We start from the raw sequence: 26,730 nt of genomic DNA on the forward strand, positions 1-26,730 counted from the left end.
TTGATGGCGATCGCCCTTGAACTTGCGCCGACCCCGTGCCTATAGTGGAAAGCATTTGACCCCTTCCTTCTTCGATGAGCAAGCGCCTTCCTGAAACCACCGCCTACGTTCGGATTACCCATCAATCCTGGCAGCAGGGCAAAATTGAAGGCGAAGTGCGGGCGAATGCCTACGAGTGGCAGTTCCAGTGGTGCTTTCGGCAGGGGCAACTGATTGTGCAGCCGTCGCTGGGGCGGGCGCTGATCAAAGACCCTCTGGAGCGCTTTTTGGAGCGCAGTGACTATCAGCTAGAACTGGGCGGCGACTATTCATTTACCATTCGGGCAGAAATTTGAAGCCTGGCCCCTGCAACGCTGCAACGCTGCAACCGGTTGTTGGGCGGCTGTGCGGTGATTCCATCAGACGCTCCGTGCGAATGACCGAAGAAAATCGATTGCCTTAGCTTTCTCTCGGAAGCTGCCTCTAATCTCGTCCCCGTTCGTGTACCTGATGTTTAACTCGTAGCGAACGAACTCGCTTGCCGGAGCCGCTTCGTCGTGCTCCTCAACGAAACGAACTGCATCCTCAATTGAAGCGAGCTGTCGCGACAGACCCGAAAGGGTTAGGACGAAAACGTGCTCGATCATGCGGTTCAGACAAGTCCTCAGCTCGTAGAAGAATTGATCGAATTGGTCTGCGTGAAGCCTTCGGATTTCTTCGGCGATCCGTTCGCGCTGGGCTTCAGTGAGTCGGTCGAGAGCATCTACCTTCCGCTGCAAATCGCCTTCGCTCGTTCTCTCGTCGGTGGCCACATCCACGCCCTCGCTCGCGAACGCCTGGACGATGGTGTCGTACTGGCAGTAGACGAGATTGAACTTGTGCGAGCGGAACTGCGCGAGCGAGCCGTCGGTAAAGACGCCCGCCAACACGGCGCCGAGGAACGGGTGGCAATCGTGATAGGTCTCGGACAAAGGCGCGATAGCACCTTGGATCTCCTGCGCCTTATTCCGAGAGTGCTTTGTGTATCGGCACCACGCCGACTCGATGAAGGCGCGCGGGCGCCCAAGGGATTCCTCGCTTCCGCCCTCCTCCAGCACATAGTCGAGGTCGTGCACGTTCCCACGCGAGTCCGTCCAAGCGACCTTTCTCTTGCCGCCACGTGCCGGGCGTGGGTGTTTGTAGTCGAGATAGAGTCCAAACTCTTCGGCGATTTCTTGCAGCGGTTTGTGAATCGCCCGCTCCAACTCCTCACCGATGATCTGCCCAAGCCTATGTGCAGGTGATTGTGCCATGCGAGCTACCCCTCAACCCACAGGCGGCCTTCGCAGAGCGGGACGCGATGTTTTCGGTTCTTCCACTTGGTATTGCGGTCGCGGGTCTTTTCGAAGTGGAAGCTCTTGAAGCCCGCGGAAAGGGCCAGTTTTCCAAGCCATTCGATCACGGGGACGTAGACACCGTAGGGAGCCGAGTCACCGATTACGAAGCACACCCTGGACGGGGAGCTGCACATGCGCCGCAGGGCGTGCCAAACTTCAGCCAGGTCGAGGAAGTAACATGCGACCAGGTTGTGGTAGGTCTTCTTGCCTCCGCGAGTAAGTCGAACCTCTCCAAGTTCCTTGCACACGGAAGTGAGCTCGTCACGGATCGGGTCCAAGTCGGCACGTGAGAGTATGGCCGGAAGGTCCACCGCGTGATCGGGAACGTGCTGCGTGCAGGATCGGAGAAGGTGCTGGCGTATGTTGTCCTGCAAGTCGCCCCAGCCCTTGATCTCGCCGAAGAAGGTCAGTTCCAGGCGGGTCGCATCGGCGTAGTCGTAGTTGTTCGGGTACGGCGGCGATGTGACGACGAGGTTGAATGTGTCCGCTGGGACGCTCTCGCACGAGCGAGCATCGTCCACAGTGAACTTTGCCCGCGGCGTATCGAGGCCGTTGGTCGCGCGCATGTCCTGGAGCATCGTGCTCGTCATGTCGTCAAAGGCTGCGAAGGGCTCTTGAACGCGCGCCTTTCGACGGCTCGGAAGGAGGTACTGCCAGTTCGCAGTCCCGACGTGCGAAGTTGGGCGGAGGATCGCGGCGAGCGCAAGCCACACGAGCAGAGAAGCCTCCGAGTCGTCCGCTTGGGCCTCGACTGCACGCCGGAGGCAATCTAGCTGAGCGAGGGCGTCGTCCGTGTAACATTTGCGGATGAGCGGCGCATACGAGTCAAGCGCGGGCGTCCGCCGTCGTGCGCTTGCAAGCACGCGCTTCGCGCGATCTACGAACACGTCGGGAGATGTTCGATAGGCCAGCTTGCCTTGAGCGACGCGAGCCACAAATGGATGGGGGTCGATTCCCCAACATTCCGCGCCGCATTGCTCGGCGGCGATGAGCGTGGTACCGCTGCCTGCGAACGGATCGAATACCCGAACGTCTCGTTCTTTGCCCTCCCGCCTAATCACGTCCGCGGCCCACGCTCCGCTGAACCCGGCGCTGTACCGGAACCACCGATGCACGGGCAGTCTCGCGTTGTCGGCGAAGGTTCCCGACGCACCCTCACTAAAGTGAGGCAGGTCCATCTCGGGAAATAGTGCGGTTTGGTGTGATTTCAGCATCCGTCAGTTCCCGCTATTCCTAGTGTCCGCCCAACGATTTATGGGGAGACAGAACCGCAACAGAGAGGAGACGACCATGCATTGAGCGACAGTCAGATGTCTACTAACATATCGCTTCGCTCCTCTCATACAGCTCACTAAGAGCCAGAGAAATGGTAATAGGAAAAGGAACTGGGCTAGGGATTGAGGACGACCATCCAACGTCAGACATCTCGATGTCTACTAACATATTGCATCGCCTCAACCTTGACCAGCTTCCTTCAACGAATTCTCAGGGAGTGGTGACAGACACCTTCCATAATCTCTTCGCTCAGAAGCAGGCAGCCCAGTTCCAGACAACAAACTATCCCCAACTTAGCTGATGGAAAGAACCTTTGTCGCCTACATCGGCATTGACTGGTCAGATCGCAAACACGACATCTGTCTGTACGACCCCGAGAGCGCACAGCGAGAATACAGCGTGATTGGCGCTCAACCGCAAGAGATTGCCAACTGGGTTGCGACCTTGCAACAGCGATACGGCAACAGCCCAATTGCCATCTGCCTGGAGCAAAAGCGAGGACCCCTGATTTACGCGCTGTGCCAGTACGACAACCTAGTGCTGTTTCCCATCAATCCGCGCACGGTTTCTAACTATCGACGAGCCTTTCAGCCCTCACGAGCAAAATCAGACCCCGTAGATGCCCAGATTTTGATTGAGCTGCTGCTCAAGCACCCAGACAAGATCCCCCCGTGGCAAGCCGCATCTTGTGAACTGCGAGCGTTGCGGCAGTGGAGTGAATCCCGCCGCATGCTGGTGGGAGAGAAGGTACGACTGACCAATCGCATCACCGCTGCTTTGAAGAACTTTTATCCTCAAGTGCTGGAGTGGTTTGAGGATAAAGACACCCAAGTGTTTTGTGACTTTATCACTCAATACCCTGACCTCCACTCTGCCCAAGCGGTTTCGGCTGAGGAATTGACTCTGTTCTTCCAGTCTCATCGAGTCATCCGCCGGAGCGCCATTGAGCGGCGCATTCACCAAATCCAAACCGCTGGCATACCCCTGACAGAAGACCCAGGGATTGTTGAACCGATGCAATGGCTGGTGCAAACGCTGGTGATTCAGCTCAAGGCGCTGTTGCATCGACTCGATGAGTTAAATCAAACGATTGAGCAATTGTTTCAGTCTTTGCCAGATGCGGCGTTTTTCGATGCTTTACCCGGAGCAGGACCCCATCTTGCGCCCCGGCTACTGATTGCGTTTGGCGATGACCGCAGTCGCTTCGGCAGCGCCCAGGCGTTTATGAGCTATATCGGCATTGCACCGGTCAAAGAGGAGAGTGGCAAGAAACGCTGGACGCATTGGCGCTGGAGTTGTCCAAAGTTCTTGCGGCAGTCCTTTGTAGAGTGGGCTGACCAGTCGCGGCGGCACTCATCGTGGGCCAATGCGTTCTATCAGCAGCAGCGGCGATCGGGCAAAAGTCATCCCAAAGCGATTCGCGCTCTGGCGTATAAGTGGGGACGGATTCTCTGGCGCTGCTGGCAAGACCGAGTGCCCTATGACGAAGACCGCTATCTGGCGGCGCTCCAGCGGAAGAGGTCGCCGCTAGCGGCGATGCTAGTCCAAAGTCCGCTTGAGGGGATGACGAGTGCAGGAGGTGAGTGCGGTAATTCTAGGGTTCAAGTTACGCTAAAACACACGTAACAATTCAACGAACGGAACGCTTTTGGGAATGTGGCGATGAATGTGATGCAGTCAGCATGAGGCTGACTTATAATCTGCTGCGTTTAGATTTTGTGTATCCATTGACTCAATGTTTCTTCACGGCTATCTATTGACTCCGTCTCCCTCAGGGCCTATGTTATCTCGCTTGGCAACTACATCTTGCTTACTTTCCAATCATATGCAATGCCTCAATCCAGATTTTGAGTTCTTGCTCAGCTAAGTTCTTATCGGTTAATTCTTGTTCCTGGTGGGCAATGTAGGTGTTCCGAAAGTCGTTGATGCGGGTGACAGTTTCCAAAAACTTACGCCCACCCTGAAATCGCAACTGAGTTTGTAAGGCTTCAAACACACCACCAATTTTTGTTGTGTCGTTGAGAGCATAGTCTAAACACGATCGCAGTAAGCCAATCAGTGACAGCCCGTTATTAAACACCAGCGTTCGTTTCAGATTTTGTGCCAGTTTGCGGTAATAGTCTTCAGATTTACGGTCTACACCGCCCAGATAGGGAGCAAACCAGGCTTTTTGGTCTTCTACGGTGACGGGCATTTCTGGTTGCAGTCGCCGTACCAGAAAGCCTTTCGCCACTTCATCGATCGAACCCAACAGAGCGGTGAAAACAGGGGCGTAATTCATCCCCTCTTTGTTCTCGAAGAAGCGGTAGAGCATGACAGATTGATCGGCGGCACGGCGATAGCGAGAAGGCAGAGCATTGAGAATCGCTGGATCAATCAGGCTATCGACCTCAGAAGCTTCTTCATCCACCTGCCCCAAATTTACAAACAGAGGCAAGTCCTGGAATTCCTCAGATTGGAGCAGGTTTTGCAGGGCAGGGGCACAGGCACGAGCCAATTCAGCAATGGTATCGCCTGCCATGCGCTCAAACACGTCTTGGGGAATGTAGAGGTAGTGCCATTGAGTTGTTTCACTCGAAGCAGCCTCACACCAAGCGATCGCTGCTTTGGCTTTCAAGGGTACATCCCGATCTTCTCGCCCTTTGGTTTCGACCAGGTAGTAGTGACCATCGAGAGTACGAATGAAGAAATCGGGGGTATAGAAGGCAAGGCGATCGCCATTTGCCAGATAGTCAACTCGCAGACATTGTGATCCAGCGTTTTTGGCAAAGGCAGCCACATCAGGGGCACGATCGCAAAACTTCGCCACTGCTACTTCTAACTCACGATTACAGGTAACCAGGTTGAACAGGGTTTTTGCCGCTTCCAGGGCGGGACGGCGTTCACTCAGGGTTACCTGATAGGGTTTCCAGGCATTGAGGGATTTGGGTGGTTCAACCATTAACCGTTCTTCGGTAGTGGTGGTGCGGCTACGGATCAAGGGCACAAACACCGCCCGCAAGTGTTCACCTACATCGGAGTCAGCTAACCGAGCCACCAGAGCTGGATCGAATAGGGTGGTTTTCTGCTCAAACAGGATTTCTTCGAGAAAGGTCTGAATCAGAGGAGCCAGAATGGGATGCAATCCCCGTAATTTGCAAATGGTTTCCAGTTGCTTGACGTAGTAGGAGACGGCACCAACTCCCGATGCCAACAGCGGTAGATTAAGTTGCAGTTTCTCAACCACTTCGCCCGTAAACAGGTGTCGTCCTTCGTACTGAATTTCGTTGTTGCCCTGTTTGCCCAACGGTAAAGGACGGTAGGGCTTAAACGCTTTTTTCACATCCTGAATCGTCAAGCCTTCCAGTTTGGGCACAATGCGAAAGCCAGCGGAAAGGGAAGGAATCTGGATATTCAGCGCATTGACATCTTTGTGGGCTTCATCGGGGAAGATGGAAATCGTTGTGGCAGGAACGCGATCGAGTTCCACAATTTCCAGCGGCAAGCCTTCTTGAGCAAGTTCTTGCTGATAGAGGCTGGCAAAGGCGGGATGTTCCACTACTGTCACCAGTTCATTGGCTTGACCGGGGGGAGTCATGCGACGCAAGCCTCGACCCAGGGTTTGTTCGGGCAAAATATTGGCTTTAGAGCTGTAGGGACGCAAAGGCACGATCGTGGTCACGTTTCGCACATCCCAACCTTCCCGTAGCATTAGCACGGAAACAATGCAGAAATAGGGACTGGCGTTGCTATCCAGTTCGCGGCTGAGTTTTCGCAGTGCCTTCAGGTCATCGTCGCTGATGGCTTTTTCGTCTTCGACAAATTCATAGCGGGCATCCTTGCCTCGTCCCACTTTTTTGAGCTTGCCCTTCAGGTTGGTGTGCAGGTTGATGGTTTTGCCGTTGAGTTGCTCAAATAACGGGTCGGTGTTGAAGCGTTGGGTAATTTGATCCGCCGCTTCGGTGTCATCGCACATGATGAACAGTAAAGGCTTTTTGCCGCTGGCTTGCCATTCTGCTTGGCTGGCTTTCCAGCGTTCGTAACCCAGGAGCAAATGCTGTTCCCAGCGGTAGGCGGCGTTGTCGTCGGCTTGTTCGACTAACTTGCGGTTGGCTTGTCCGATAATGGGAGTTTTGACAATTCCGGCATCCACCGCTTCACCCAAGGGTGTATCGCAGACGATGTGCTTGAACAGTAGCCCTTTGTTGTCTTTGGGGGTGGCGGAAAAATCCAGTTGGGCTACCAGGTTGCAACTGCTGCGAGCCAGGATGGTTTCGTGCAGGGTGCGGATGGCTTCGTTCCAGGCCGAGCCGGGATCCCAGACATGGTGGGCTTCGTCGTTCAGCACCATGACCCGACGATGGGCCGTGATCCGATCCCGCAATGCTGCTCCTGTATCCAGCGCTTTGGTTTTTGAGACGGCTGGCCCCATCCAGGCATAGGTATCTTCCTCGGCTTTCTTTTTGCGTTTGGCCGTGTCGTAGAGACGATGAATATTGGTGAGATAGAGCGTCCCACCCGTAGCGGCACCACTGGCTTCGTCCTGTAGCACCACAGAGAGGTTCCAATCGCCGCGCCATTCAGGGGGAATCAGGGGGTCTTCGTCGAAGATGCGCCCATTGCCAAAGTCTTCTTTGAGCCGTTCGTAGACCGTCAGGTTCGGGGCAATGACAACAAAATGCCGTGCCATCTCCGAGTCGGATTCTCGCAGGGCGTGAAAGTAACTCCAGACAATACACAGGCTCATGACCTTAGTTTTGCCTGCCCCCGTTGCCAGTTTGAAGGCGTAGCGGCTCCAGGCATCTTCGTCTTCAGTGATGCCCAATGCCTGTAATTCGGCATTCGCGCCACCAAATTCGGCAATGATTTGGGATAGGCATTCGATCCGCCGCACTTCCTTGAGGTAAATCAGGGTTTCTGCCGCTTCTCGCTGACAGAAGTAGTAACGAAACTCAAATTCTTCACCGTCTGGGGTAGTTTTGCGGTGGGCGCGGTTAAACCAGTGGTTGAGCAATTGAATCGTGGTGTCGCTGGCTCCGATGTAGAAAGCTTCTCGCCACTCCCGCACCGCTGCCCGCAGGTTATTGACCACCTCAATCGGGGATGCTCTGCGTCCCTGTTTTACCACGGCGGGGTCGCCAGATTTTTCTGCCCGAACGCGATGGGCGTTGGGTTCTTGCCAGGGGGCAAATAGGGGTTCGAGAACGGTGGGATTGAGGGTAGAGGAGGAGGAGGTCATGGGTAAGGCAGCAGCCAGTTCAAGATGGTTTGTGATGTTCGATCTCAGCAAAAATATCGTCTAACGAAATGTTTTGTAGGCGTTGCTGACGTTCAGCCGTGTAGTCTCCTTGCCCTGGTTCAAACTGCCGCAAGAAACGGATCATGCCATCAAAACCGAAGGCATCTAGTAATGCTCGATAGCCAAGGCGATTGAGTTCAAGGGGTGTCATCATCAGTGTTGTCTCCTTCATAGGGGGTGAGGCTGAGCATTACAACAAAAGGCATCTCAACATAATCCTCAAGCTGCATTTCCTTTTCCTGAAAGCAACTCAGCCATCAATGGTTTTGATTTGGCAAGCTGACTAACCGCCAGAATGGAGAAGCCAAGCAGGTTGCCATCTAAATCGACACGCTCCATAACGGCATCGTTTTCGGTTTCCCGCAGATAACCGGGAGCTTCAGAAAAGGTGACTTCTAGAAAGTCAGCCTCTGGGTCAAACCAAACCTTTACTCGCTCTGCCATAGGGTTTCTCCTTTCTTTGAGTTTATTCGTGAACCAATTCGAGGATTACCATTTCCGATCGACCTCATAACTATCAAGCTTTGTATCAGCACTAACAATTTGAAGCTTTTCAGACATGGATTGAGCAATCAGTAAGCGATCGAAGGGATCACGATGATGGAAAGGTAGCCTTGATACAACCGTCAAGTGTTCAAAGGTAATAGTCAGAATCTCAATGTTGTTAAGGGTGATCTGCTGAGGGATAAACCGCTCATAATCATCGGGTAACGTCAATTTATTCAGGCTGACTTTGATAGCGATTTCCCAGAGGCTAGCTGTACTGAGGAGCAAATCAACATCAGATTCCAGCAGATCAGCGGCGGAGCTACTCAGTTCGGGACTATCGTTAATGAACCAAAGAAAGGTATGCGTATCCAGGAGTATTTTCATTCCATGTACTCCTTAAAATCTTCGAGGGGTGCATCAAAGTCTGGAGCTATCCAAATTTGACCTTTTGCACTACCGCGTTGTCGTCGTTTGGTAACGGGTAGAATCTGAATCAACTTCAGAATCGGCTGGTTATTACGAGTGATAACCACTTCTTCGCCTTGCAGAGCAGATTCCAGAAGTTGAGTGATTTGAGTCTGAGCATCAGTAATATCAACTTGGTGCATGGTCTGACCTCCTAAACTTCCACTTCCACAGTAATCGAGGTATCGCAGCCGAAGGTATCGACGACTTTGACGCAGGCAGTGTATTTACCGGGCGCGGGGTAGGTGTAGCCCGCATCGCTGATGGTTTTGAGGGAACGATCTTTGCGGGTGCGATAGTCTTGCCAGTCGTGGGTGAAGGGTTTGCCGGGATGCCAGTTGAAATCGATCGCCCAAAAATCAATAAAGTCAAAGCCGCTTTTGATCGCCCGTTCTTTGATGGCTTCCAGTTCTTTGGTGGGCACTTCCGCCAAGGAGGGGAGGAACTGGGTGAGTTTGATGTCTACCGTGTGGGTTTGAGGACTAAAGTCCTCATTACGAGCCTTTTTGTTTGTAGTAACGACTTCAGTCGTTGCTTTACGGTAGACGGGTTCGGCGGCGAGGACAGCCACTTCCAAAAACGGCGGCGGCGACTTGCGATTCTTCTCCATAATCTCGCGGGGAATCTGCACCAGCTTCAGCTTTACGCCCAACTCTTGCACCAGGGCATTCACCAGCAGATGCAAATCCATCTCAAACTCCCAGGCAAGGCAGTAACACTCCCGCCCGCCCGCTGCGGCCACGGCCTGCGCCACCTGTTTCGCTTCTTCGCGGGTAAATATCGAGTCGATGCCATCCACATGGCAAAAGGCCCCCGCTTTGCGCCCATGCAGCAGCGGTGACGGCGGATTGGTCAGCACCTCGGCTTTGAAGAACTCCAAAATCACCCGCCGATGTTCTTCATCCGCCCCCTGCAAGCGGTCTTTTTGCCACCACTGCCGCTCGTAGCGCCCCAGGTTATAGACATCAAAGGCGCGATAGGGTTTGCCCTCACTGTGCAGCTTGCGCTGAAGCTCAATCAGCCGCTTGCGCGAGGTATGGATGGCAAACCGCCCCAAATCACACAGCAACCACCTGCGCCCCAACCGCTCCGCCACCGCGCCGGTGGTGCCACTGCCACAGTTATGGATGGCGCAAACCTCTGTGAGATAAGAATGGACTGCTTCCACTTCTAGATCATAAACTTCTTCTTCGCTGGAGACGGTTTCTACGCTGGTCAAATGCACGCCCTCTAGCGTAGAACCCCAAAAGACGATATCACCCGCTTTGAGATCGCTTGCCGCAATCCACTCAGCCCCTTGGGGGCTAAATTGTTCGGCACTAATCGTTTGAATCCAGGCTGCGACTCCCTCCAGGTTGGTCATGACTTCCTTAGCAGGGATACGCATTGTCCGTAATCCCAGCGATCGCAAGTAAGCATCGCGGTTGGCATCATGGGCGATCGCCTCTGGACTGCTGTGGGCAATTGCACCATCCACTTCGACAACAAGGTGTGCTTCACGGGAGTAAAAATCGGCAATGTAGGAACCGATCGGGTGTTGACGGCGAAAGGAAATCCCTAGCTGCTTGTTCCGTAAGGCACTCCACAGTTTGCGCTCTGGCGGGGTCATGTTTTGCCGCAATTCACGACTGCGCCCGCGCATATGTCTGGGAATGCCTGACCAGTCACAGTTGCCGCCCAGGGTACGGGGGGCTGTTTTAGCGAGAACTTTGTGATCGGCGGTGAGCCAGAGGGTTTTGTCTGAACGGGAATGCTGCAAGCCAATCATTTGACCCTGATAGGGGTGATGAATGGTGCGAAGCACACGATGGGCTTTGCCGTCATGGGCGAGTACGAGGTCTCCGGGTTGGATGGTCTCGATGGGAACGAGAGCGGTGTTGGCCTCTCCCCAGCCCTCCCCGCGTGCGGGGAGGGAGTTGAAGTCATCCCCCCCCGTGTGCGGGGGGCCAGGGGGGCTAAACTGCTCCATTTGCGTACCCCAGCCCTCCTGCCACGCAGCAGGGGAATTAGCCCCTCCCCGGCCCTCCCCGCGTGCGGGGAGGGAGTTGAAGTCATTCCCCCCCGTGCGCGGGGGGCTAGGGGGGCTATTCACCCGCCACACCCGCGTACCTTGCCGGACACAAAAGAAATCGGCAACCAGATCGCCTTCGTTGGAAGAGGCTTGGATGATTCTTTCTAAGAGGCCTTCTGGTTTTTGAGTGTCATAACCTGTATCCTGATGAGCCTGAGAATTGACAGGTGGAATATCTGTCCAGATTGCTTGCACAGCTTTCCCAGGCATTTCATCTAAATATCGCTTGTAACGAGGAGTACCATTTTTTGTAAGTTCAATTCTATTTTCTGCAATTAATTTGTCAATTCTTTCCTGTGACCAACGCCAGTGGGTTCCTGGAGGTGGAGCAATCAACTTTCCGAAAAAAAAGCGCGGTTCTCCAGCACCAGCAGCACTTATATCTGCTAACTCATAACGCCTACCATCCTGATCTACACTTCGGTAGTGAGATTTTAGATAGTTTTCATCGTAGGCTTGATACTGAGGATTCCAGACAAAGTTTTGGGACTTTGTATAGTGAAAAATTACATCATAGTTAAACGCGAATCCTTTTCTATCACTGTGGCTTGTGACGCGCTGCCAGATAATCTGAGAACGAAAATTTTCTGAATCAAAAAGTTCATCAAGAATTATCTTGACGTGGCTAGCTACTGAATCATCTAAATGCACCAAAACACTGCCATTATCAGACAGTAACTCTTTGATTAAAGCTAGACGTTCGTAAATCATTTGCAGGTAGGAATCTGATCCCTTACCCCAAATGTCTCGATAGGCAACCATTTCTAAGGTTGACTGTTCCTTTTGAACAGAATCTTTCTCATCTCCAATCTGCACCTGCATCGAAAAATCTGCGCCCACATCAAACGGTGGATCAATATAAATCAGATCCACCTTGCCCTTAAACGACCGCATCAGCGAAGCCATCACCAGCTTGTTATCGCCCCAAATCAGCCGATTCCTAAAGTCATCCACACGGGGATTCTGCTGTTCAAATAGCTCCAACTGCCCCGTCGCCGCCGCTGCCCGTCGCGGTTCATCAATACTCTCAATCTTCTGCATCGGCATCGCACACCCGGCAATATCCACCTCCCGCCGATGGCCATACTCGTCATACTTGCCCTCCCACACCAGTTCCGTGCGCATTTGGGAGAGGGGGTGGGGGTTGTGGGGGCCGTAGGTGGGTTGCTGGGTCATAGAAAGGCATGAAGGCGCAAACGACTGCGCTCAATTATAGTCGCTGCCTAAAATGCCGCCAAATCAAGCTCTTTGTAGGGTGGAATGGGTGTGATGAGTAAGGTGATAGGGGCGATTGTCCTGGCAGACACGCTAAGGCGAACGTTCTAGCGGAAGGGACAGGGGCGATCGTAGAGAGTCTTCACTTTGGATGAGTGGCTTAAAGCACTGCCCCAACCCAGGACTAAAGCGAGATAACTACTGCTTATACTGACTTTCCTTCCTAAATTCCGCCTAACACCCCGTAGCAGAGTAGTTAGCCAAAAACAAAGTTGCATATCACCAGAAGTGTTGAACGCAATGTTAGCAGGGCAAGTTCATAGCTGAATCCAGTACAAAAGGTCTATGATTCTGCCTGTAATGACCTACTTATTGCTTCCATCCTCAATAATCCGCCTCTTGAGAGTGCTTTTTGTAAAGTTTTACTATCAAGATTCAACACTTCTGGCATATCACCTCCTCTCGGAGCAGTTATACAGAATATTATCCGCATAACTAACCAGATCGGAGTCTTATACAGAAATCTGCCGGGCTATCTACCCGAATTCGGCAGTTATGCTGAATTAAGTAGTGATGATGACCCTCATAGAGGTGTTTATCTGGATCTTGTTCTGCATAATATGCTTGCCAAGGGATGTTATGCCGATAGCCTCAGCAAATCTTCATGGTCAGTACGTAGGCTGCCTGGCCCGGCCGCGTCTAAACTGGCTCAGACAGGCGATCGAGGTAGCGCTCAATCAGCAAGATTGCCACAATATCGTCGATGGGGCGTGGCGGCGTTCGCATTCCCTGGGGCAACAGGCGCTGGAGTCCCTTGGGTGGATACATTTGCCAGTAGCGATTGCGGGCTTCCAGCGTCGAGTAGCGTTCATCAACCATGACCACGCGGATTGGGTCGATAAGGGCTTCGCTCAGCGATTGTTTCCACTGGCGGGCACTGGTTTGATCGCCCATGACCAGCAGCGAAATCGGGTATTGCTGGCGGAGCGCCTGAATTGTGGCGATCGCCCGCTCTGCTGCGACGACTTGATGCATAAACAGGTTGCGATCGACCCCCATCACGGCTAGCCCACACTTTTGCCGACCCGGATCGAACCCCAGAATAACGGGCTGCCCCAGGGCTTCAGGTGCAGAAGTGGAATAGGACATGGGCAAACGGCAGGGGTGAAAGGCAAACGGCAGCAGGGCGGTTTAGTTCGTTGGCGCGAAGGGCGATCGCTGCGGGGGCGGTGTGGTGTTGACTCTGCTGTCCGTACTGAACAGAACCCGCCCATTTTGTACGGCGGCCAGGTCGAGCCGGACAGGCCCAGCGGTGAAGATGGTTTCAGAGGCGATCGCATGGAGTTCTACCGGGCGACCGTAGGCTCGAATATCTTGCAATAACCTAACCACAGCCTCGGTCTGTCCGTCCGCAATTTGCAGCACATCGCCCAGCACCCCAGCCTGTCGCGAGCGAAACTGAGCGTTAGCAATCAGGAGATTGACACGCTCCACCAATTCTTCATCTCGCATCCGGGTGGGATCGAGCGCAATCGTGACCACCAGATCGCCCTCTCGAAACACCACCTGATTGGGCGCAGCGTTGACATAAACCTGGATGCAAGCCTCGCCCGCCAAGACGCAGGGTTCGCCAATGATGTAATTGCCTGCCGACAAAATCCGCACAACATAATCTTTGCCGTCCTGGATTTGATTGATCAATTGCTCTACTTGGGCATTGGTAATTTGAATCACCTGCTTGTCTACATTCACCGTGCCCGGTTGAATGCGCTGGCTGGCGAAGCGGTTGGCCTCTAGTAGGAGGCGATTGACAGCGCTGGGAGCAGCCTCTGGGGTAATCACGCGCACCACACCGGAGGCCATCGGCTGGTTTCTCAACACTGCCACACTGCCCTGGCGCAGCCCTTGAAATTCGCGCTCCAGGGTTTGCACTTCTGCCAGCAGAGCGCTACGCTGGGCTTCTAGGTCATCCAACTGCAATTCTTTTTCGCGGATTTGGGCGGTGCGTTCGGCAATCTGGCGATCGCGCTCGGCTACATCTCGGTCGCGCTGGGCAAGCTGGCGCTGGCGATCAGCCTGGAGCTGCTGAATCTCGGCGCGAAGCTGGGTGGCCTGCTGAGACACGTCTGTTAGCAAAGTCTGCGCCTGCTGATAGTTGGCAGCGACGCTGCTGAGCTGCGACTGGGTGCTTTGCAATTCCTCACGGGTGCGGGTTTCCTGGGCGATCGCCGCTTGCAAGGACTCGTTGGTGCGGCGCAGACGGCGCTGGGCGGCTTGTTGTTCTCGTTCAGCGCGATCGCGCTGTCGCTGCACTTCGGCGGTTTGCTGCTGCGCTTGGTTTAGTTCTGCTAGCGCTGCGTCTCGCTCCTGCTGCACGTCTTCTAGCTCAAACACCCCCGTCCGCAACTGGTCATCTACGGCAAACAAAATGCCAAAGGTCATTGCCGAGATGAGAATCCCCGTCATCACGGTGATCAGCGTGGCAGTTTGGCGGGGACGCAGGCCAAACAAACTGAGACGAGCCTTGCCCACCTTCATCCCAAGGCGATCGCCCACCGTGGCCACCACAGCCCCCAGCACCAAAATTGCCGCAATCAAGACCAGCCCGGTGGTCATCGCCGATAAAACTCACACTCAGCTACACCATACTGCAATTGTGCCGTTGAACGGCGTAGCTCGCAGTTGCCCGGATACCGCAACACCGTAAAAATGCTCCGACAGGCTCAGCCCAGATAGATAGTCGCCCCACTAGGTTAGCTATCGCCCCTGCTCCCTGTTTCCCAAGCACCCCAGAGCGAAGCAGTTTCCCTTAGCTCAGCCCCCTGATTCGTGCTTTTTATGTAAACTGCTGGCTCAGCGCTACGGGGTTGTAGACCGTGATCTTTTTCTTGTGAATGGAGATCATCCGATCCTGGCGCAGATCGCCCAGCAGTCGCGTCACCGTCACGCGGGTCGAGCCAATTGCTTCGGCGATCGCCTGATGAGACAGTTTCAGGTCGATGGTGATGCCTTCAGACGTGGGGACACCAAAATCGCGGCACAAAATCAGCAAAAAGCTGACCAAACGCGACCCCATATCTCGGTGGGCCAATGTTTCAATCATCATTTCGGTTTGCAGAATCCGCGACGACAGCCCCTTCAGCATCAGCATTGACAGGTCGGGATTTTCCTTCAGCGCCTTTTCGACTTGCTCAATCGGCACCGACAGCAACTCCACCGGGGTAAACGCCACGGAATGATAGAATCGGTCTGCCTTTTGCCCCGTAATCAGCGACAGCACGCCAAACACGCTATTCTCTCTTAGCAGCGCCACGGTGATTTCTTCGCCCGCCTCATAGACTCGCGACAGCTTCACCGCGCCCTTGAGCAAGAAATAAACCCGCTCAGCCGGATCGCCCGGAAAGAAAATGGTCTTTCCCCGGTCAAAGGTTTCTACCATCGGCGGAAACGCACCGCCGCTCAATTGGCGAAACACATCTGCTAAAGGCTTTTCATGTGAGGCAACCATACCGTCCGATTCCCAGCGCCCTCAGGGAGCGAATATGACCGAAATATGACCGAGACATGACTGACAGGATCTACGCACTTGCGATAAGTTTCCTGTGTTTTGGACGATGTCTCGCGGGCTGTGCCCGCGAGACATCGTCCAACTGCGTAAGTCCGAACTGAAACAAAAGATGAAAGCAAGACCCAGATTTTGCCCAAGAGGCGAAAAACCGGGATAAATGCAGTCTTAGAACACTTAAACTAAGTTTGGGGCCGCTTTTTGTATCTAAAAACACGCTTCCATAAGAAGAATGATCGTTTTGATACCAATTTCTGCGTTTGCTCTATCGGTAGACCCGGATGAGAGAACCCAGACTCTGTTCTGGAAACTGGGCGATCGCCCTCAATCCTGCGTTCCAGACAGCATATCGCAATTGTATCTAAGAGATACAATTTAGGAAAAAATTTTCCCGTCTCGCCCTCATCTTTCACCCCCATCTCTTCCCTTCCTCCCTATCCCACTCTCCCCTATCCGTCCTGCCCCGTTTTTGAGTATTTTGTGAATTGCCCTCGAAATTTGGATGCCGTTACCCATGCTTGACCTCACCGGAAAAAATGCGCTCGTCACAGGCATTGCCAACAATCGCTCAATTGCCTGGGGCATCGCCCAACAGCTCCACAAAGCCGGGGCAAACCTGGGCATCACCTACCTGCCCGACGACAAAGGCAAGCTAGAGAAGAAAGTGGCGGAATTGGTTGAGCCGCTCCAACCCAGCCTGTTTGTGCCCTGCGATGTGCAAAATGATGAGCAAGTCGAGGCGGCGTTTGCCACCGTGCGCGAAAAGTGGGGGCGGCTGGACGTGCTGATCCACTGTCTCGCCTTTGCCAATCGCGATGACCTCAGCGGCAACTTCAGCGATGTTTCCCGTGAGGGCTTTAACCTAGCGCTGGACGTGAGCGCCTACTCGCTGGTGCAGCTTTGCCGCGCCGCCAAGCCGCTGATGACCGAGGGCGGCTCGGTGGTGACGCTGACCTATCTGGGCGGTGTGCGCGTCGTGCCAAACTATAACGTCATGGGCATTGCCAAGGCAGCGCTAGAGATGAACGTGAGGTATCTGGCGGCGGAACTGGGCCCGCAAAACATTCGAGTCAATGCCATCTCCGCCGGGCCGATTCGGACGCTGGCTTCCTCCGCTGTCGGCGGCATTTTGGACATGATTCACCATGTTGAAGAGGTCGCCCCCCTGCGCCGCACCGTGACTCAGACCGAAGTGGGCAACGCGGCGGCGTTTTTGTGTAGCGACCTGTCTACGGGCATCACGGGTCAAGTGCTGTACGTGGACGCGGGCTACGAGATTATGGGAATGTGAGGACTAGGGTTTGTTTTGACGGTATTTTGGAGGTTGGCTCTTGGGGTGCGCCGTGCAGCACAATCAACCCATCTTGCGAACGAGAGTGCCAGAAGCCTCGTAGACGCTTGTAGCAATCCAAAATCGCAGATCCAAAATCGCAACAGGATTTACGCAGTTGGACAATTTCTCGCGGGCTGCGCCCGCGAGAAATTGTCCAAAACCCAAAGAGCTTATTGCAAGTGCGTAAGTCCTGATCGCAAATCCAAAATCGCAAATCCAAAATCAATCATAATAGCCCGTCTTTAGTTCTCCTCAAAGGCGATCGCCACGGGAATCGGCGCAGCATCGGGCACTGCATCAGGGTCAAAGATGGGCAAGTTGCCGTTGCGAGTTTTGGTGAGCCGCTGGAGGTGGCTAAAGACCTTGCGGGCGTTGGTTTCGTTGCCCTGCTGGGCGAAGAGTTCTAGGGCTTGCTGCAAATCGGCGATCGCCCCAGCGGGGTTGCCGGAACGAGCCAGCCCCCGGTAGTAGTAGGGCGTGGGCACATCGGGCGCAAGCTGGATGGCGGCGGCATAGTCGCGAAACGCGGACTTGATTTCGCCCAATTTTTGCGCGGCCAGCCCCCGGAAAAAGTAGATCATGGCGCAGTTGGGCTGGATCGTCAGAGCATTGGTAAAGTCGGCGATCGCCCCGATCAGGTCGCCCTGCTCCGAGCGCAGATAGCCCCGGTTGCAGTGGGCATCCATTTGGTTGCGGTCTAGCTGGAGGGCGGTGCTAAAGTCGGCGATCGCCTGCTGCCGCTCTCCCAAGTCGTCATGACACAGCCCACGCAGATTCCATGCCAGTGCCTGATCTGGGCGGATGCGTAAGATTTGCTCTACGTCGCTGAGGGCCCCCTGCGGGTCGCCCAATTCATAGCGCGTCATGGCCCGGTTCCAGTGAGATTGCACATCGGTCGGGTGCAGCACTGGGTTTTCAAACCGCTGCGTCAACTGCTGCACGGTGGCGGGGTCGCTCGTCCGCAGTTTGAGTTCCAGCCGGGGAATGCCCAGATCGTCCACCAGCGACTCGTCCAGCCCCAGCACGGCGTAGCGGTCGTCCGACACGAGGAAGTTCTCCCGCGTTCCCAAAATCTTGAACTGAAACTGGTTGGGAAACTGCCGCTTGAGTTCCAGCAGGTTTTGCAGCGTTTCTTGCAGGCTACGGGCTTGCTCAGACGGGGCGTGCCACCGCTGCACCATTGCGCTGAGGAAGCGGGGCAAATCCTGGTCAGCGCTATAGCACCAGCCAATTGCCAACTGCCGACCCTGGGACAAAAACTCATGCAGGCGGCGCACCATCGGGCGATCGATGGGGCACTGGCTCGACCAAGGCAACGTCACCAGCAGGCGATCGCCCGTGGTATCTAGCGCTTGCTCCAGCACCAGACGACTGCTAGGCACATCGAGCAGCGCCGCCGCCGTGAACTCGTCATACAGTGCCGGATGAAGGGCTGTGGCGGCCTCGACTTCGGCGGGCGGGCCACCGCGAAAATCTAGAACAAACTCGTAGCGCGGCCCCGTTGGATAGGTGCGGAGGTGCTGGTTTAGCTCTTGCAGCACGCCCAGCACTGTTGCCTCGACCTGCATCTGGAAGGTGCCGCCCGTGGGGAGCGATCGCAACTGCTGGCTGATGCGCTGTAGCTCTTGCCGCAGCATCGCTTCAACTTGAGCCTCAAATAGCGCTTCGGCGGTTTCGATCGAGTCGGTCGAGTCGGCGCTGGGAGCTAAAGCAGGGGGGCGATCGCCCGTCTCCCCACGAGTTTCAGCCATCAAATCTTGCAACTGCTGGCTGATGATCTGAAGTTCCGCTTGCAGCGCCTGCTCGATCTGCATTTGAAATTCCTGCTGCTGCTGCAAGGCGCTGACCTGTCCTACGAGGCCGCTGAAATCTCGCTGGGGAACCAGATCGCCCACCACTCGCAGCAACCGGGCAATTTCCCGCCGCAAAGAGGTGGGGTCAAAGGGCGGCGGCAGGTTTTCTACCTGCTGGCTCAAGGAATTGACCTGCTGCTGGAGCGAGTGCAGCGTTTCGCGGCTAGGCTGGTCGCGCAGTTGTTGGGTCAGGTCTTGCACCTTGCGCCGCAGCAGTTCCTCTGCCCGCGCCTGCGAGTCCTGCTGTTCATGGAGTGACTGCATCTCGGTCACCAGCGCCGTCCAGTCGCGCCGGGGAACCAGATCAGACACCACGCGAATCAGTTCCGACACATCCTGGCGCAGGGTGCTGGCATCGAAGGGCGGTGGCAGGGCTTGAAGCTGGCGATTCAGCCGAGTGATTTGCTCTTGCAGCGTGTTGAGGGCAGGGCGCGTTTGGTCGCTGAAGACTTGCAGGCTGGTTTGCAGATGGGCCGTGTCAGAGCGAATCTGGGCGATCGCCGTCTCCAACTCCTCCACCTGGCGGGAACTCGACAGGTCGTGCAGCCGCTCGGTGATATGCACCATGTCGTCGCAAAGCTGGCTATATTGGTCGCGCAGCCGCCGCACCTCGCCGCGCACGCTGCCCAGATCGCCCGCTTCCAGCGCATCCAGCCGAATTTGCAGATCTCGCTGCAAGGTTTTTAGGTCAGCCGCAAAGGACTCCGACGCTTCCCGGCTTTTCACCAGCATGGACTTTTTCAAACTGCCCATCATCTCTGGCGTGGGCAGCGATCCAATCTGCTGATTCAGCAACTCCACATGCATCGAGAGGCGCTTTTCAATTTCGTCGATGGCAACGCCGACCTGATTTTGCATGGATTGCTCGAATCGGCTGCGGTTAGCCAGGTTAAGCAATACCAGCAGCGAAATGGGTGCGGAGGTGTAGACCAGTTGCGACGTAGTGAAAGAGGCGACGGAACCCACGCCCAAGCCCACCAGCGATGCATACTCCGCCAGATCCAGCCAGTGATATTGTTTACTCACGCTTTGCCCCTCAATGCTGTGAAATCTTGCCAGGAGATCCTGCCAGAAAATCCTGCCAGAAAACCTTGCCAATTTGGGGCGATCGCCCTTCAGCTAAACTGTCGTGATCAGCCGCGATCAGCCGTCACAAGGCGAATCGTCCCAAAACAGTGTGTAATATTTTCCTTCTTCCGCTGTGGGTCGCTGGGATCAGGAAACCTGACACACCTTGAAGCAATTTAGGGATTCGCGTTAGGGATTCGCGAGTCTTGAGGTGCTGGAACTGGTGTAGGCGGGAGAGGGGCGCGATTCTCTTGAATGCCACCTCTCGACGAGGCAAGCGGTAAACCGATTTTCCTCAATTCCTGCTTGCCCGAATTTCTGTTTGCCTAAACTACTGTTTGCCTAAACTACTGTTTGCCTAAACTCTTTAGTTTGGACTAATGGTGAAGAGGAAGGCAGTCAATGAGAAGCACCGACTGCCGTAAGGTCAATGAAGTACAACCAACATTGACCCCATGATTTTCAACGAACTTCAGCAATTTCGCCAAACGTTGTATGCCAGCTTGGGAAACGCCAGAGATGCCCTGTTTGATCTGATGGATGCCGTGTTAGTGAGTGCGTGCATCGTGTCGTTTGTGAGGCTATCGCAGAGTCCTGTCTTTCGTCGCCAGTGGTCGAGCACCTATGAAGCGTTGCGCGATAGCCGCCTACCCCGATCAAAGGTGCTGAAGCTGTTGGTGCAGCAGATACCGACTCAGCAGCAACCGTTGTTGGCAGGTGATGCGAGTCGGTGGAACCGTCCTGCTGCCAGGCGTTTGAAAGACCGCACCTTATCAGGCAGAACAGGACATGCCCCGATAGCCGGACAAAACTACAGTACCTTAGCCTGGATTGCTGAAGACAGGGGCAGTTGGGCATTACCATTGCGGCATGAGCGCATCACCAGCTTTGAAACACCCGCCAGTAAAGCGGCATTCCAACTCAAACAAGTGACTCGGCAGTTAGCGGTGCGTCCGTTGGCGATCTACGACCGAGGGTACGGCAATGCCAGTTTTGTCAACCAAACGGCAGGGATTGAGGCAGACTTGCTGCTGCGGGTTACATCCAATCGATGTGTCTATGGCGCGCCCCCAGCGTATCGAGGGCGAGGCGCACCTGCCAAGCATGGACATAAGATGAAACTCAATGACCCTGACACTTGGAGTGTCCCGGTCGAAACCGTTGAAGTCGATGATCCCAACTGGGGACGAGTGCGGGTCAGTCGTTGGAGTGCATACCATTTCCGCAAATCCCCCAAACGGGCAATGGAAGTGTTGCGCGTGGAGGTGCTGGAGACACAGAGCAGCACGCGACGCTTGGCTCCTTTGTGGTTAGTTTGGCTGGGTGAGCAGATGCCTCCGTTAGAAACCCTGTGGTTGCACTACCTCCGTCGCTTTGCCATTGAACACTGGTATCGCTTTGCCAAGCAGAGGCTATATTGGACACATCCCCAGTTCAGTTCTGTATCGGCAACCGAACAGTGGAGCAGCCTGATGCCGTTGCTCAGTTGGCAGTTGTGGTTAGCGCGAAAGGACTGTACTGACCACCCCTTGCCCTGGCAGGCACCGCAAGAAACGTTGACTCCGGGTCGGGTCGCACAAGCGTTTGCAGGCATTTTGGCAGCGATTGGCACCCCTGCTCCTGCGCCTAAACCTCGTGGTAAATCGCCAGGACGAGGCAAGGGGCACAAGCCAACTCCTCGTCCCTGCTATCCGATGGTCAAAAAACGAGCCTCGAAACGCAAGACATCCGAACAATCCCTGAACAGTCCGGTTGCAACAGCAGCTTAACTGCGAGCAGGATTGTATCCAATTCCTTAAGTTCAACTGTTATGAACGGTTGAGCAGATTCTTTATGGCATCCTGTTGAGCATTATTGTGATGCCAGTTAGTCCAAACTAAAGTCACAAACGACACGATGCACGCACTCACTAACACGGCATCCATCAGATCAAACAGGGCATCTCTGGCGTTTCCCAAGCTGGCATACAACGTTTGGCGAAATTGCTGAAGTTCGTTGAAAATCATGGGGTCAATGTTGGTTGTACTTCATTGACCTTACGGCAGTCGGTGCTTCTCATTGACTGCCTTCCTCTTCACCATTAGTCCAAACTAAAGTAAACTACTGTTTGCCTAAACTACTGTTTGCCTAAACTACTGTTTGCCTGCCTTCTGCTTGCCTGCCTTCAGCCTGCGGTATCTCCAATCTGGGCAAACGCTGCCTGCCCAAAAATCGCGCTGGCATGGCGATAAAACTTAAACTCCATCAGGTTATAGAACGGATCTTCCAGGAAAAATGTGCGGTGTTCTAGCGGCGTGCCAACAAAGCGCTCCTTGGGCGGCTGATAAAAGCGAAGTCCCAATCGCTGCGATCGCTCTAAAAGGGCTTCCCAATCGGCCTCGTCGATAAAAATTACGCCAAAATGCCGGGGATACACGCCGCGCTGGGGCATCAGCGGTTCATGGGCCAGGTGCGCTACAATCTGATGTCCGTAGAGGTTCATAATCACCGAGCTGGCGTTTTCGCGGCCGATCTCGCAGCCCAGCCCATCGGCATAATAGGCTTTGGCTTCGGCCAGATCACTCACGGGAAACGCCAGGTGAAAGAGAGTGGTTGCCATAGTGCTTTGCGGGGGAGTTGCAAACGGTAGGAGACAGCGCCAGGGTTGGAACGCAATCACTGATGCGATCACTGACGCTGAGACACTGAACTTTAATCTCAGATGCTAAATTAACATCTTGCTCAAAGCTCCGTCCGGTTAGCGCTTTACCATAACCCCACTGCTTTTATCTTTCCAATACGGAAAGGCGATCGCCCCTTGGCTGTTGGCAATCTCAACGCAGATTGAAAGCGCGGTTGAAATTGCCAACACTCGGAGCCAACTGCAAAACGCCTCGTTCGCCCCACCCACAGCACACGTCAAACTCAGCCTGATCAAGGCGCAGACATACTAAAGCGCGCTCACTATAGGCTTAATCTTGGCGATCGCTTCAACGAGTGCTGAGACTGCCGCTGTGACCAACACTATGACTGGCGCTGTTTCGATACTTGGCAGATAGGCTTTCAATAAACAAGCGAATCGTGGGCTGATGGCTATCTAGCGTTGCCCCGTCCAACTGAAGGTACTCAGGATCAGTGCCCCAGTTCAGCACCTTCGAGAGCAACTCAATCGGTGCTTGAGAATAGATGGAGCAAGCAACCTTCATAATGCATTCAGCAAGGGCTTGCTTGATTTGGCTATCGGCACTTGTAGGATCATTGAGAACCTTCCGCACAGCCGCCAACTCAGCTTCTAGACGCTCAAAACAGCAGGGCAAAACAGGCGTAACGATAAAGTCGCCGGACGCATCAACTCGACTTGAAACTTTTTCGATCGCGTTGACTAATAAGTTAAACGCCGACGGATCATCCCAGTCTACATTGCCCCGAAAGAAACCCTCTTCATAGCCAACCGGCGAACCCTGAAAATAAATTGGGATGTTCTTTCCAGATTGCAGGATCTTGTATAAAGCAACCTCTAGGGTTTCAACCGGCCAGCCCAGATTTCGACAGACCAAAAATTCTAGCTCTCCGGGTTTGGAGACGACGAGACTATTCAGCAGCAGGCTGACGGCTTCATGAACATTTTGACCACAAACATACTTATCAGGAGCATGAATGTTGACAATTTTCCCGTGCCTGACCTTTTGATCAAACTGTTCACAGGCGGCGCTATTGTCCAGCATGTGGGTAAATCTCACCATGCCATACACGGTTAAGCCTGACCGAGCCGCCTGATCAAAGAGCCACTCACACACCTTTTTGGTGGCTGCATAGACTTCTCCAGTAACATAGCGCGATGCCTTCCCTGTTGAGGAGAATATGCACTTTTTGACCCCATATTTTTCGCAGAATCGAATCACATTATGAGTTCCCATAATATTCGTCAAAACAGCATCTCTAACGCGCTGCTCTGCCATTCCAGGAAGGCGTATGGCTGCCAGATGAAATACGAGGTCGGGCTTTTCTTGGAGGAAAACCTTCTCTAGTTCATTCTGATCTCTGATGTCGATGTTATAGAATGTGAATTGCTCAACCGAATCATGATCTTCGTTCAGAGAAGACGATTCATCTAGCCATAAGTCCAGGCAAATAATCTTCTCAGGCTCAAAGGTCTTCAATTCCTGAATCAGTTGACTGCCGACGCAACCATTTCCACCCGTCACCAGAATACGCCGACCCTTGACCTGCTCTGCGACCAAATCTCGGTAGCAGTGAACCCGACGGTTCCAGGCATCTGCAAAGGGATCTTCCCTCAGTTGTCCAGCCGCTTGATAGACCTTCGTGAGTTCCTGGGTCAAGTTTGCTAGCTGGCTCAAGACTTGTTCATCCTCTGGCTCAGGAGAACCAGCAGGGACAAGCATCTTAATGTCATGGATAATCTCAATTCTTGATCTTAAAGAAGGTTTTGTATTGTTGCCTGAATTCGGGCATTTTTCGGGTGCTTCATTCGTTCCCAAAGCGAAACCCTGATCTACCGATGTCAGCATGGTCAAAGAGTTCCTTGAATGAGTGGTTAAGCGTAGATTCCCTGTCTTCTTGACCTCGGACGTTCCTCGCAACAGACATGCCGCGGGTGCATCCCAGTTATGCAATGAGTAGAAGTGCTTAGTGCAGATTAAGGGCAGACGCCGTAGGCTCAGAGCAGTTGCTCTAAGGATAGTTGAAGCGATGGATGCCACCAAGGAAGCCCAAATCAAAGCCCATGCACTGGCGTTAGCGGAGTTGCTTTACGACGAGACAGACCCTGAACAAGTCAAAACATTGGCCGGGATCGAAGTCGCCGTTCGTGACCACCTACTGGAGTATGTGGGGCCTGAGATCGGAAATTTTTTATCTGCACAAGCAGCGGCACAAGCTCTGGGCGAAAGCGGCACATCCAGAGTATCGTCGGACGCTTAAGTCTGAGTCAGCGCCAGAGCCAGCGGCTTAAGGTCAAGGCCCGCACCCAGTGGAGTCCTCAGGTTGAGACGTGCTGCTTGCTGCTGAGTGCCAACGAAGCCTATGCGCGAGCTGCCGACGATATCGCTGTGCTCACCGGGGTGTGCGTGTCAGGGAGTACCCAGCAACGGCTGGTGCATCGTCAAGACCTAGAGCCACCAGCGGTGGACAGCGGGGTTAAGGAAATGAGCTTAGACGGGGGCAAAGTCCGTCTGCGGACTCCTCAGGGGCAGCCCTGCCAGTGGCGCGATTACAAGGGGGTAAACCTGCATCAGTGCAGCATTAGCGCCTTCTACAAAGACAACGACAGCTTGGTCAACTGGCTCAACCAGCAGCCCTTAGCGCATCCCCTCGTTTGTCTTGGGGATGGTCACGACGGCATCTGGAACCTGTTTTCACAGATCGGGCATCGCAGCGAGCGCCTTGAGATCTTGGACTGGTACCACCTGATGGAGAATTTGGGTAACGTGGGTGGGTCTCAACAGCGTCTTGATGCCGTCGAAGCCTGCTTGTGGCAAGGGGATGTGGATGGGGCGGTTAGGCTATTCGACGACTGGTCCCATGAGCGGGTAGACCAGTTTATCGGCTATCTGGCTAAGCATCGGCTCCGTATCGTTAACTACAGCTACTACCAAGCTGAGGGGATTTCAATTGGCTCGGGTGCCGTGGAGTCGACTATCAAGCAAATTGGTAGGCGGGTGAAAATTTCAGGCGCTCAGTGGAAGGAAGACAACGTTCCACAAGTCCTTCGCCATCGCTGCGCTTATCTCAATGGTCAATTCTCATCCTGAGTCTTGTAAGACTGGGATGCACCCACATGCCGCCGTCCGACGACGCAGATCCGATAACTTAGATCTGACAATATAAAAATGAGCACCTCGAAAAATTCAGATCCTCTTGAATGGCTACGAGAAAACAAAGGTTTCAGGCTCCTAAAATTCTCAATAAGGCAATTAATCGAAGTGACCAAATGTAATTCTGAAGATGCTTATCTAATAAAGAGGCATCGTGGAGATACTTTGAGGAGTGAGAACAAAGCTCCTTGTTCAAAAATTATTAGCTTCACTATTTGCTAAACGCATCCGTGTGGTGCAAGTGAATGCGAATCTTTACGGAGAAAACTGAAATTATGAAGCTTCAGTGATTGCCTGTCTTAACAAAAATTCATGTAATACAAGTAAATAAAAGGCTGAAAAAAGCCGGAATCATAAAGCTTTTACAATTGGGTAGCACCTGCTCAATCGCCTCGCTGCGTGGGCGCGCTGTCTGCCCATAAGCTATCTGCCTCATTGTCGTCGTCCAATAAATGTCCCAACACTTGCGAATCATGCACTGCTGCATCGGTGACTTGATACTGCCGGATCAAACCATACTCAGCATCGATACTGACGTGGTTTTTGTACCCAAAATGGTACACACCTCGTTTCTTCGTCCATCGAGCGTCCGTGTCTTTTTGCGCCAATCGATGCGGCTTGTCCTGCCAATCTTGAGGGATTTCGCCCTGCTTGAGTTGCTGGTTCTCTGAGTCGCTGTTGTGTTGCTGGGGCACAGGAATTAAGGTCGCATCTACAATCTGCCCTCCTTTGGCAGCATAGCCCTGCTTGATTAAGTAACCATCGAATTGCTCGAATAACGCCTCAATCAACCCCTGCTCAATCAGTTGTTTGCGAAATAACCAGACGGTTGTTGCATCAGGCACTTCATCGGACAAACTAAACCCCGTGAACTGCATGAACGACAGACGGTCACTGACTTGATCTTCCAGTTCCTCATCGCTGATGTTGCACAACTGTTACACAACCAG

21 protein-coding genes and 1 pseudogene are annotated in these 26,730 nt (G+C 53.8%); 5 read left to right on the forward strand and 17 right to left on the reverse strand.

Translation table 11 applies throughout. From position 1 onward, the window contains the following. Positions 1-74 precede the first annotated feature (74 nt). On the forward strand, positions 75-335 hold the full coding sequence (locus tag HPC62_RS00185) for a DUF3146 family protein (protein WP_068508581.1): 261 nt from the start codon (positions 75-77) through the stop codon (positions 333-335). A gap of 63 nt (positions 336-398) precedes the next feature. Here HPC62_RS00185 and HPC62_RS00190 read toward each other — a convergent pair whose 3' ends face one another. Beyond that, the gene (locus HPC62_RS00190; protein WP_172353234.1) at positions 399-1,271 is read right to left on the reverse strand and encodes a DNA methylase; all 873 of its coding nucleotides are present in this window, start codon (positions 1,269-1,271) and stop codon (positions 399-401) included. Between the two features lie 5 nt (positions 1,272-1,276). After that, positions 1,277-2,569 carry a site-specific DNA-methyltransferase gene (locus tag HPC62_RS00195; RefSeq protein WP_216655309.1) on the reverse strand — a complete coding sequence of 431 codons (1,293 nt, stop codon included), beginning with the start codon at positions 2,567-2,569 and terminating at the stop codon, positions 1,277-1,279. A gap of 361 nt (positions 2,570-2,930) precedes the next feature. Here HPC62_RS00195 and HPC62_RS00200 point away from each other — a divergent pair, with 361 nt between their 5' ends. Then, entirely contained in the window at positions 2,931-4,256 is a 1,326-nt protein-coding gene (locus HPC62_RS00200; protein ID WP_225910590.1) for an IS110 family RNA-guided transposase, read from the forward strand. Between the two features lie 184 nt (positions 4,257-4,440). On the opposite strand, the gene HPC62_RS00205 is transcribed toward HPC62_RS00200, so the two are convergent. From HPC62_RS00205 to ntcA, 10 genes and pseudogenes are all read right to left on the reverse strand, one after another. Continuing rightward, entirely contained in the window at positions 4,441-7,848 is a 3,408-nt protein-coding gene (locus tag HPC62_RS00205; RefSeq protein WP_172353235.1) for a DEAD/DEAH box helicase, read from the reverse strand. A gap of 19 nt (positions 7,849-7,867) precedes the next feature. Further along, entirely contained in the window at positions 7,868-8,062 is a 195-nt protein-coding gene (locus HPC62_RS00210; protein WP_225906786.1) for a hypothetical protein, read from the reverse strand. Positions 8,063-8,127: 65 nt separating this feature from the next. Then, complete coding sequence (locus HPC62_RS00215; RefSeq protein ID WP_172353236.1) at positions 8,128-8,352, reverse strand: DUF2283 domain-containing protein; 225 nt, start codon at positions 8,350-8,352, stop codon at positions 8,128-8,130. 45 nt (positions 8,353-8,397) lie between these two features. Beyond that, entirely contained in the window at positions 8,398-8,781 is a 384-nt protein-coding gene (locus tag HPC62_RS00220) for a type II toxin-antitoxin system VapC family toxin (RefSeq protein WP_172353237.1), read from the reverse strand. Then, entirely contained in the window at positions 8,778-9,005 is a 228-nt protein-coding gene (locus HPC62_RS00225; RefSeq protein WP_172353238.1) for a type II toxin-antitoxin system Phd/YefM family antitoxin, read from the reverse strand. Before HPC62_RS00225 ends, HPC62_RS00220 begins: the two co-directional genes overlap by 4 nt. An 11-nt stretch (positions 9,006-9,016) precedes the next feature. After that, complete coding sequence (locus tag HPC62_RS23260) at positions 9,017-10,831, reverse strand: DUF559 domain-containing protein (protein WP_225910659.1); 1,815 nt, start codon at positions 10,829-10,831, stop codon at positions 9,017-9,019. Between the two features lie 210 nt (positions 10,832-11,041). After that, positions 11,042-12,109 (reverse strand): annotated as a pseudogene (locus tag HPC62_RS23265) (site-specific DNA-methyltransferase); the annotation flags it as partial. Between the two features lie 738 nt (positions 12,110-12,847). Then, positions 12,848-13,297 carry a pre-16S rRNA-processing nuclease YqgF gene (locus tag HPC62_RS00245; RefSeq protein ID WP_172353239.1) on the reverse strand — a complete coding sequence of 150 codons (450 nt, stop codon included), beginning with the start codon at positions 13,295-13,297 and terminating at the stop codon, positions 12,848-12,850. Positions 13,298-13,339: 42 nt separating this feature from the next. Further along, on the reverse strand, positions 13,340-14,764 hold the full coding sequence (locus HPC62_RS00250) for a DUF3084 domain-containing protein (protein WP_172353240.1): 1,425 nt from the start codon (positions 14,762-14,764) through the stop codon (positions 13,340-13,342). Between the two features lie 220 nt (positions 14,765-14,984). Beyond that, a complete protein-coding gene (gene ntcA, locus HPC62_RS00255; RefSeq protein ID WP_172353241.1) occupies positions 14,985-15,656 on the reverse strand; it encodes a global nitrogen regulator NtcA in 672 nt (223 codons plus the stop codon). 571 nt (positions 15,657-16,227) lie between these two features. Between ntcA and fabI the strand changes: the two genes are divergently transcribed. Next, entirely contained in the window at positions 16,228-17,004 is a 777-nt protein-coding gene (fabI, locus tag HPC62_RS00260; RefSeq protein WP_172353242.1) for an enoyl-ACP reductase FabI, read from the forward strand. A 284-nt stretch (positions 17,005-17,288) separates the two neighbouring features. Here fabI and HPC62_RS00265 read toward each other — a convergent pair whose 3' ends face one another. Continuing rightward, a complete protein-coding gene (locus HPC62_RS00265; RefSeq protein ID WP_172353243.1) occupies positions 17,289-19,925 on the reverse strand; it encodes a tetratricopeptide repeat protein in 2,637 nt (878 codons plus the stop codon). A 497-nt stretch (positions 19,926-20,422) separates the two neighbouring features. Here HPC62_RS00265 and HPC62_RS00270 point away from each other — a divergent pair, with 497 nt between their 5' ends. Next, positions 20,423-21,736: an NF041680 family putative transposase gene (locus tag HPC62_RS00270; RefSeq protein WP_172353244.1), complete on the forward strand. Its 1,314-nt coding sequence runs from the start codon at positions 20,423-20,425 to the stop codon at positions 21,734-21,736. A gap of 39 nt (positions 21,737-21,775) precedes the next feature. On the opposite strand, the gene HPC62_RS00275 is transcribed toward HPC62_RS00270, so the two are convergent. The 3 genes from HPC62_RS00275 to HPC62_RS00285 form a co-directional block, all read right to left on the reverse strand. Next, on the reverse strand, positions 21,776-21,973 hold the full coding sequence (locus tag HPC62_RS00275; protein ID WP_172353245.1) for a hypothetical protein: 198 nt from the start codon (positions 21,971-21,973) through the stop codon (positions 21,776-21,778). Positions 21,974-22,131: 158 nt separating this feature from the next. Then, complete coding sequence (locus HPC62_RS00280) at positions 22,132-22,566, reverse strand: VOC family protein (RefSeq protein WP_172353246.1); 435 nt, start codon at positions 22,564-22,566, stop codon at positions 22,132-22,134. A gap of 370 nt (positions 22,567-22,936) precedes the next feature. Beyond that, complete coding sequence (locus tag HPC62_RS00285) at positions 22,937-24,475, reverse strand: polysaccharide biosynthesis protein (RefSeq protein WP_172353247.1); 1,539 nt, start codon at positions 24,473-24,475, stop codon at positions 22,937-22,939. A 181-nt stretch (positions 24,476-24,656) separates the two neighbouring features. Between HPC62_RS00285 and HPC62_RS00290 the strand changes: the two genes are divergently transcribed. Further along, positions 24,657-25,717, forward strand: a protein-coding gene (locus HPC62_RS00290; RefSeq protein ID WP_172353248.1) for an ISKra4 family transposase whose coding sequence is annotated in 2 segments (ribosomal slippage) — positions 24,657-24,813 and positions 24,813-25,717 — 1,062 coding nt in all. Because the reading frame shifts where the segments join, the coding sequence is not laid out codon by codon here. A gap of 446 nt (positions 25,718-26,163) precedes the next feature. Here the strand turns inward: HPC62_RS00290 and HPC62_RS00295 are convergent. Further along, entirely contained in the window at positions 26,164-26,715 is a 552-nt protein-coding gene (locus tag HPC62_RS00295) for an IS5 family transposase (protein ID WP_172353249.1), read from the reverse strand. Between the last annotated feature and the right edge of the window lie 15 nt (positions 26,716-26,730).

The sequence above is a fragment of the Thermoleptolyngbya sichuanensis A183 genome (assembly GCF_013177315.1).
GTDB lineage: Bacteria > Cyanobacteriota > Cyanobacteriia > Elainellales > Elainellaceae > Thermoleptolyngbya > Thermoleptolyngbya sichuanensis.

Excerpts from the sequence above, each read along its gene's own strand:
- HPC62_RS00185 (WP_068508581.1), top strand. The coding sequence starts at position 75 with ATGAGCAAGCGCCTTCCTGAAACCACCGCCTACGTTCGGATTACCCAT.
- HPC62_RS00190 (WP_172353234.1), bottom strand. The coding sequence starts at position 1,271 with ATGGCACAATCACCTGCACATAGGCTTGGGCAGATCATCGGTGAGGAG.
- HPC62_RS00195 (WP_216655309.1), bottom strand. The coding sequence starts at position 2,569 with ATGCTGAAATCACACCAAACCGCACTATTTCCCGAGATGGACCTGCCT.
- HPC62_RS00200 (WP_225910590.1), top strand. The coding sequence starts at position 2,931 with ATGGAAAGAACCTTTGTCGCCTACATCGGCATTGACTGGTCAGATCGC.
- HPC62_RS00205 (WP_172353235.1), bottom strand. The coding sequence starts at position 7,848 with ATGACCTCCTCCTCCTCTACCCTCAATCCCACCGTTCTCGAACCCCTA.
- HPC62_RS00210 (WP_225906786.1), bottom strand. The coding sequence starts at position 8,062 with ATGATGACACCCCTTGAACTCAATCGCCTTGGCTATCGAGCATTACTA.
- HPC62_RS00215 (WP_172353236.1), bottom strand. The coding sequence starts at position 8,352 with ATGGCAGAGCGAGTAAAGGTTTGGTTTGACCCAGAGGCTGACTTTCTA.
- HPC62_RS00220 (WP_172353237.1), bottom strand. The coding sequence starts at position 8,781 with ATGAAAATACTCCTGGATACGCATACCTTTCTTTGGTTCATTAACGAT.
- HPC62_RS00225 (WP_172353238.1), bottom strand. The coding sequence starts at position 9,005 with ATGCACCAAGTTGATATTACTGATGCTCAGACTCAAATCACTCAACTT.
- HPC62_RS23260 (WP_225910659.1), bottom strand. The coding sequence starts at position 10,831 with ATGGAGCAGTTTAGCCCCCCTGGCCCCCCGCACACGGGGGGGGATGAC.
- HPC62_RS00245 (WP_172353239.1), bottom strand. The coding sequence starts at position 13,297 with ATGTCCTATTCCACTTCTGCACCTGAAGCCCTGGGGCAGCCCGTTATT.
- HPC62_RS00250 (WP_172353240.1), bottom strand. The coding sequence starts at position 14,764 with ATGACCACCGGGCTGGTCTTGATTGCGGCAATTTTGGTGCTGGGGGCT.
- ntcA (WP_172353241.1), bottom strand. The coding sequence starts at position 15,656 with ATGGTTGCCTCACATGAAAAGCCTTTAGCAGATGTGTTTCGCCAATTG.
- fabI (WP_172353242.1), top strand. The coding sequence starts at position 16,228 with ATGCTTGACCTCACCGGAAAAAATGCGCTCGTCACAGGCATTGCCAAC.
- HPC62_RS00270 (WP_172353244.1), top strand. The coding sequence starts at position 20,423 with ATGATTTTCAACGAACTTCAGCAATTTCGCCAAACGTTGTATGCCAGC.
- HPC62_RS00275 (WP_172353245.1), bottom strand. The coding sequence starts at position 21,973 with ATGATTTTCAACGAACTTCAGCAATTTCGCCAAACGTTGTATGCCAGC.
- HPC62_RS00280 (WP_172353246.1), bottom strand. The coding sequence starts at position 22,566 with ATGGCAACCACTCTCTTTCACCTGGCGTTTCCCGTGAGTGATCTGGCC.
- HPC62_RS00285 (WP_172353247.1), bottom strand. The coding sequence starts at position 24,475 with ATGCTGACATCGGTAGATCAGGGTTTCGCTTTGGGAACGAATGAAGCA.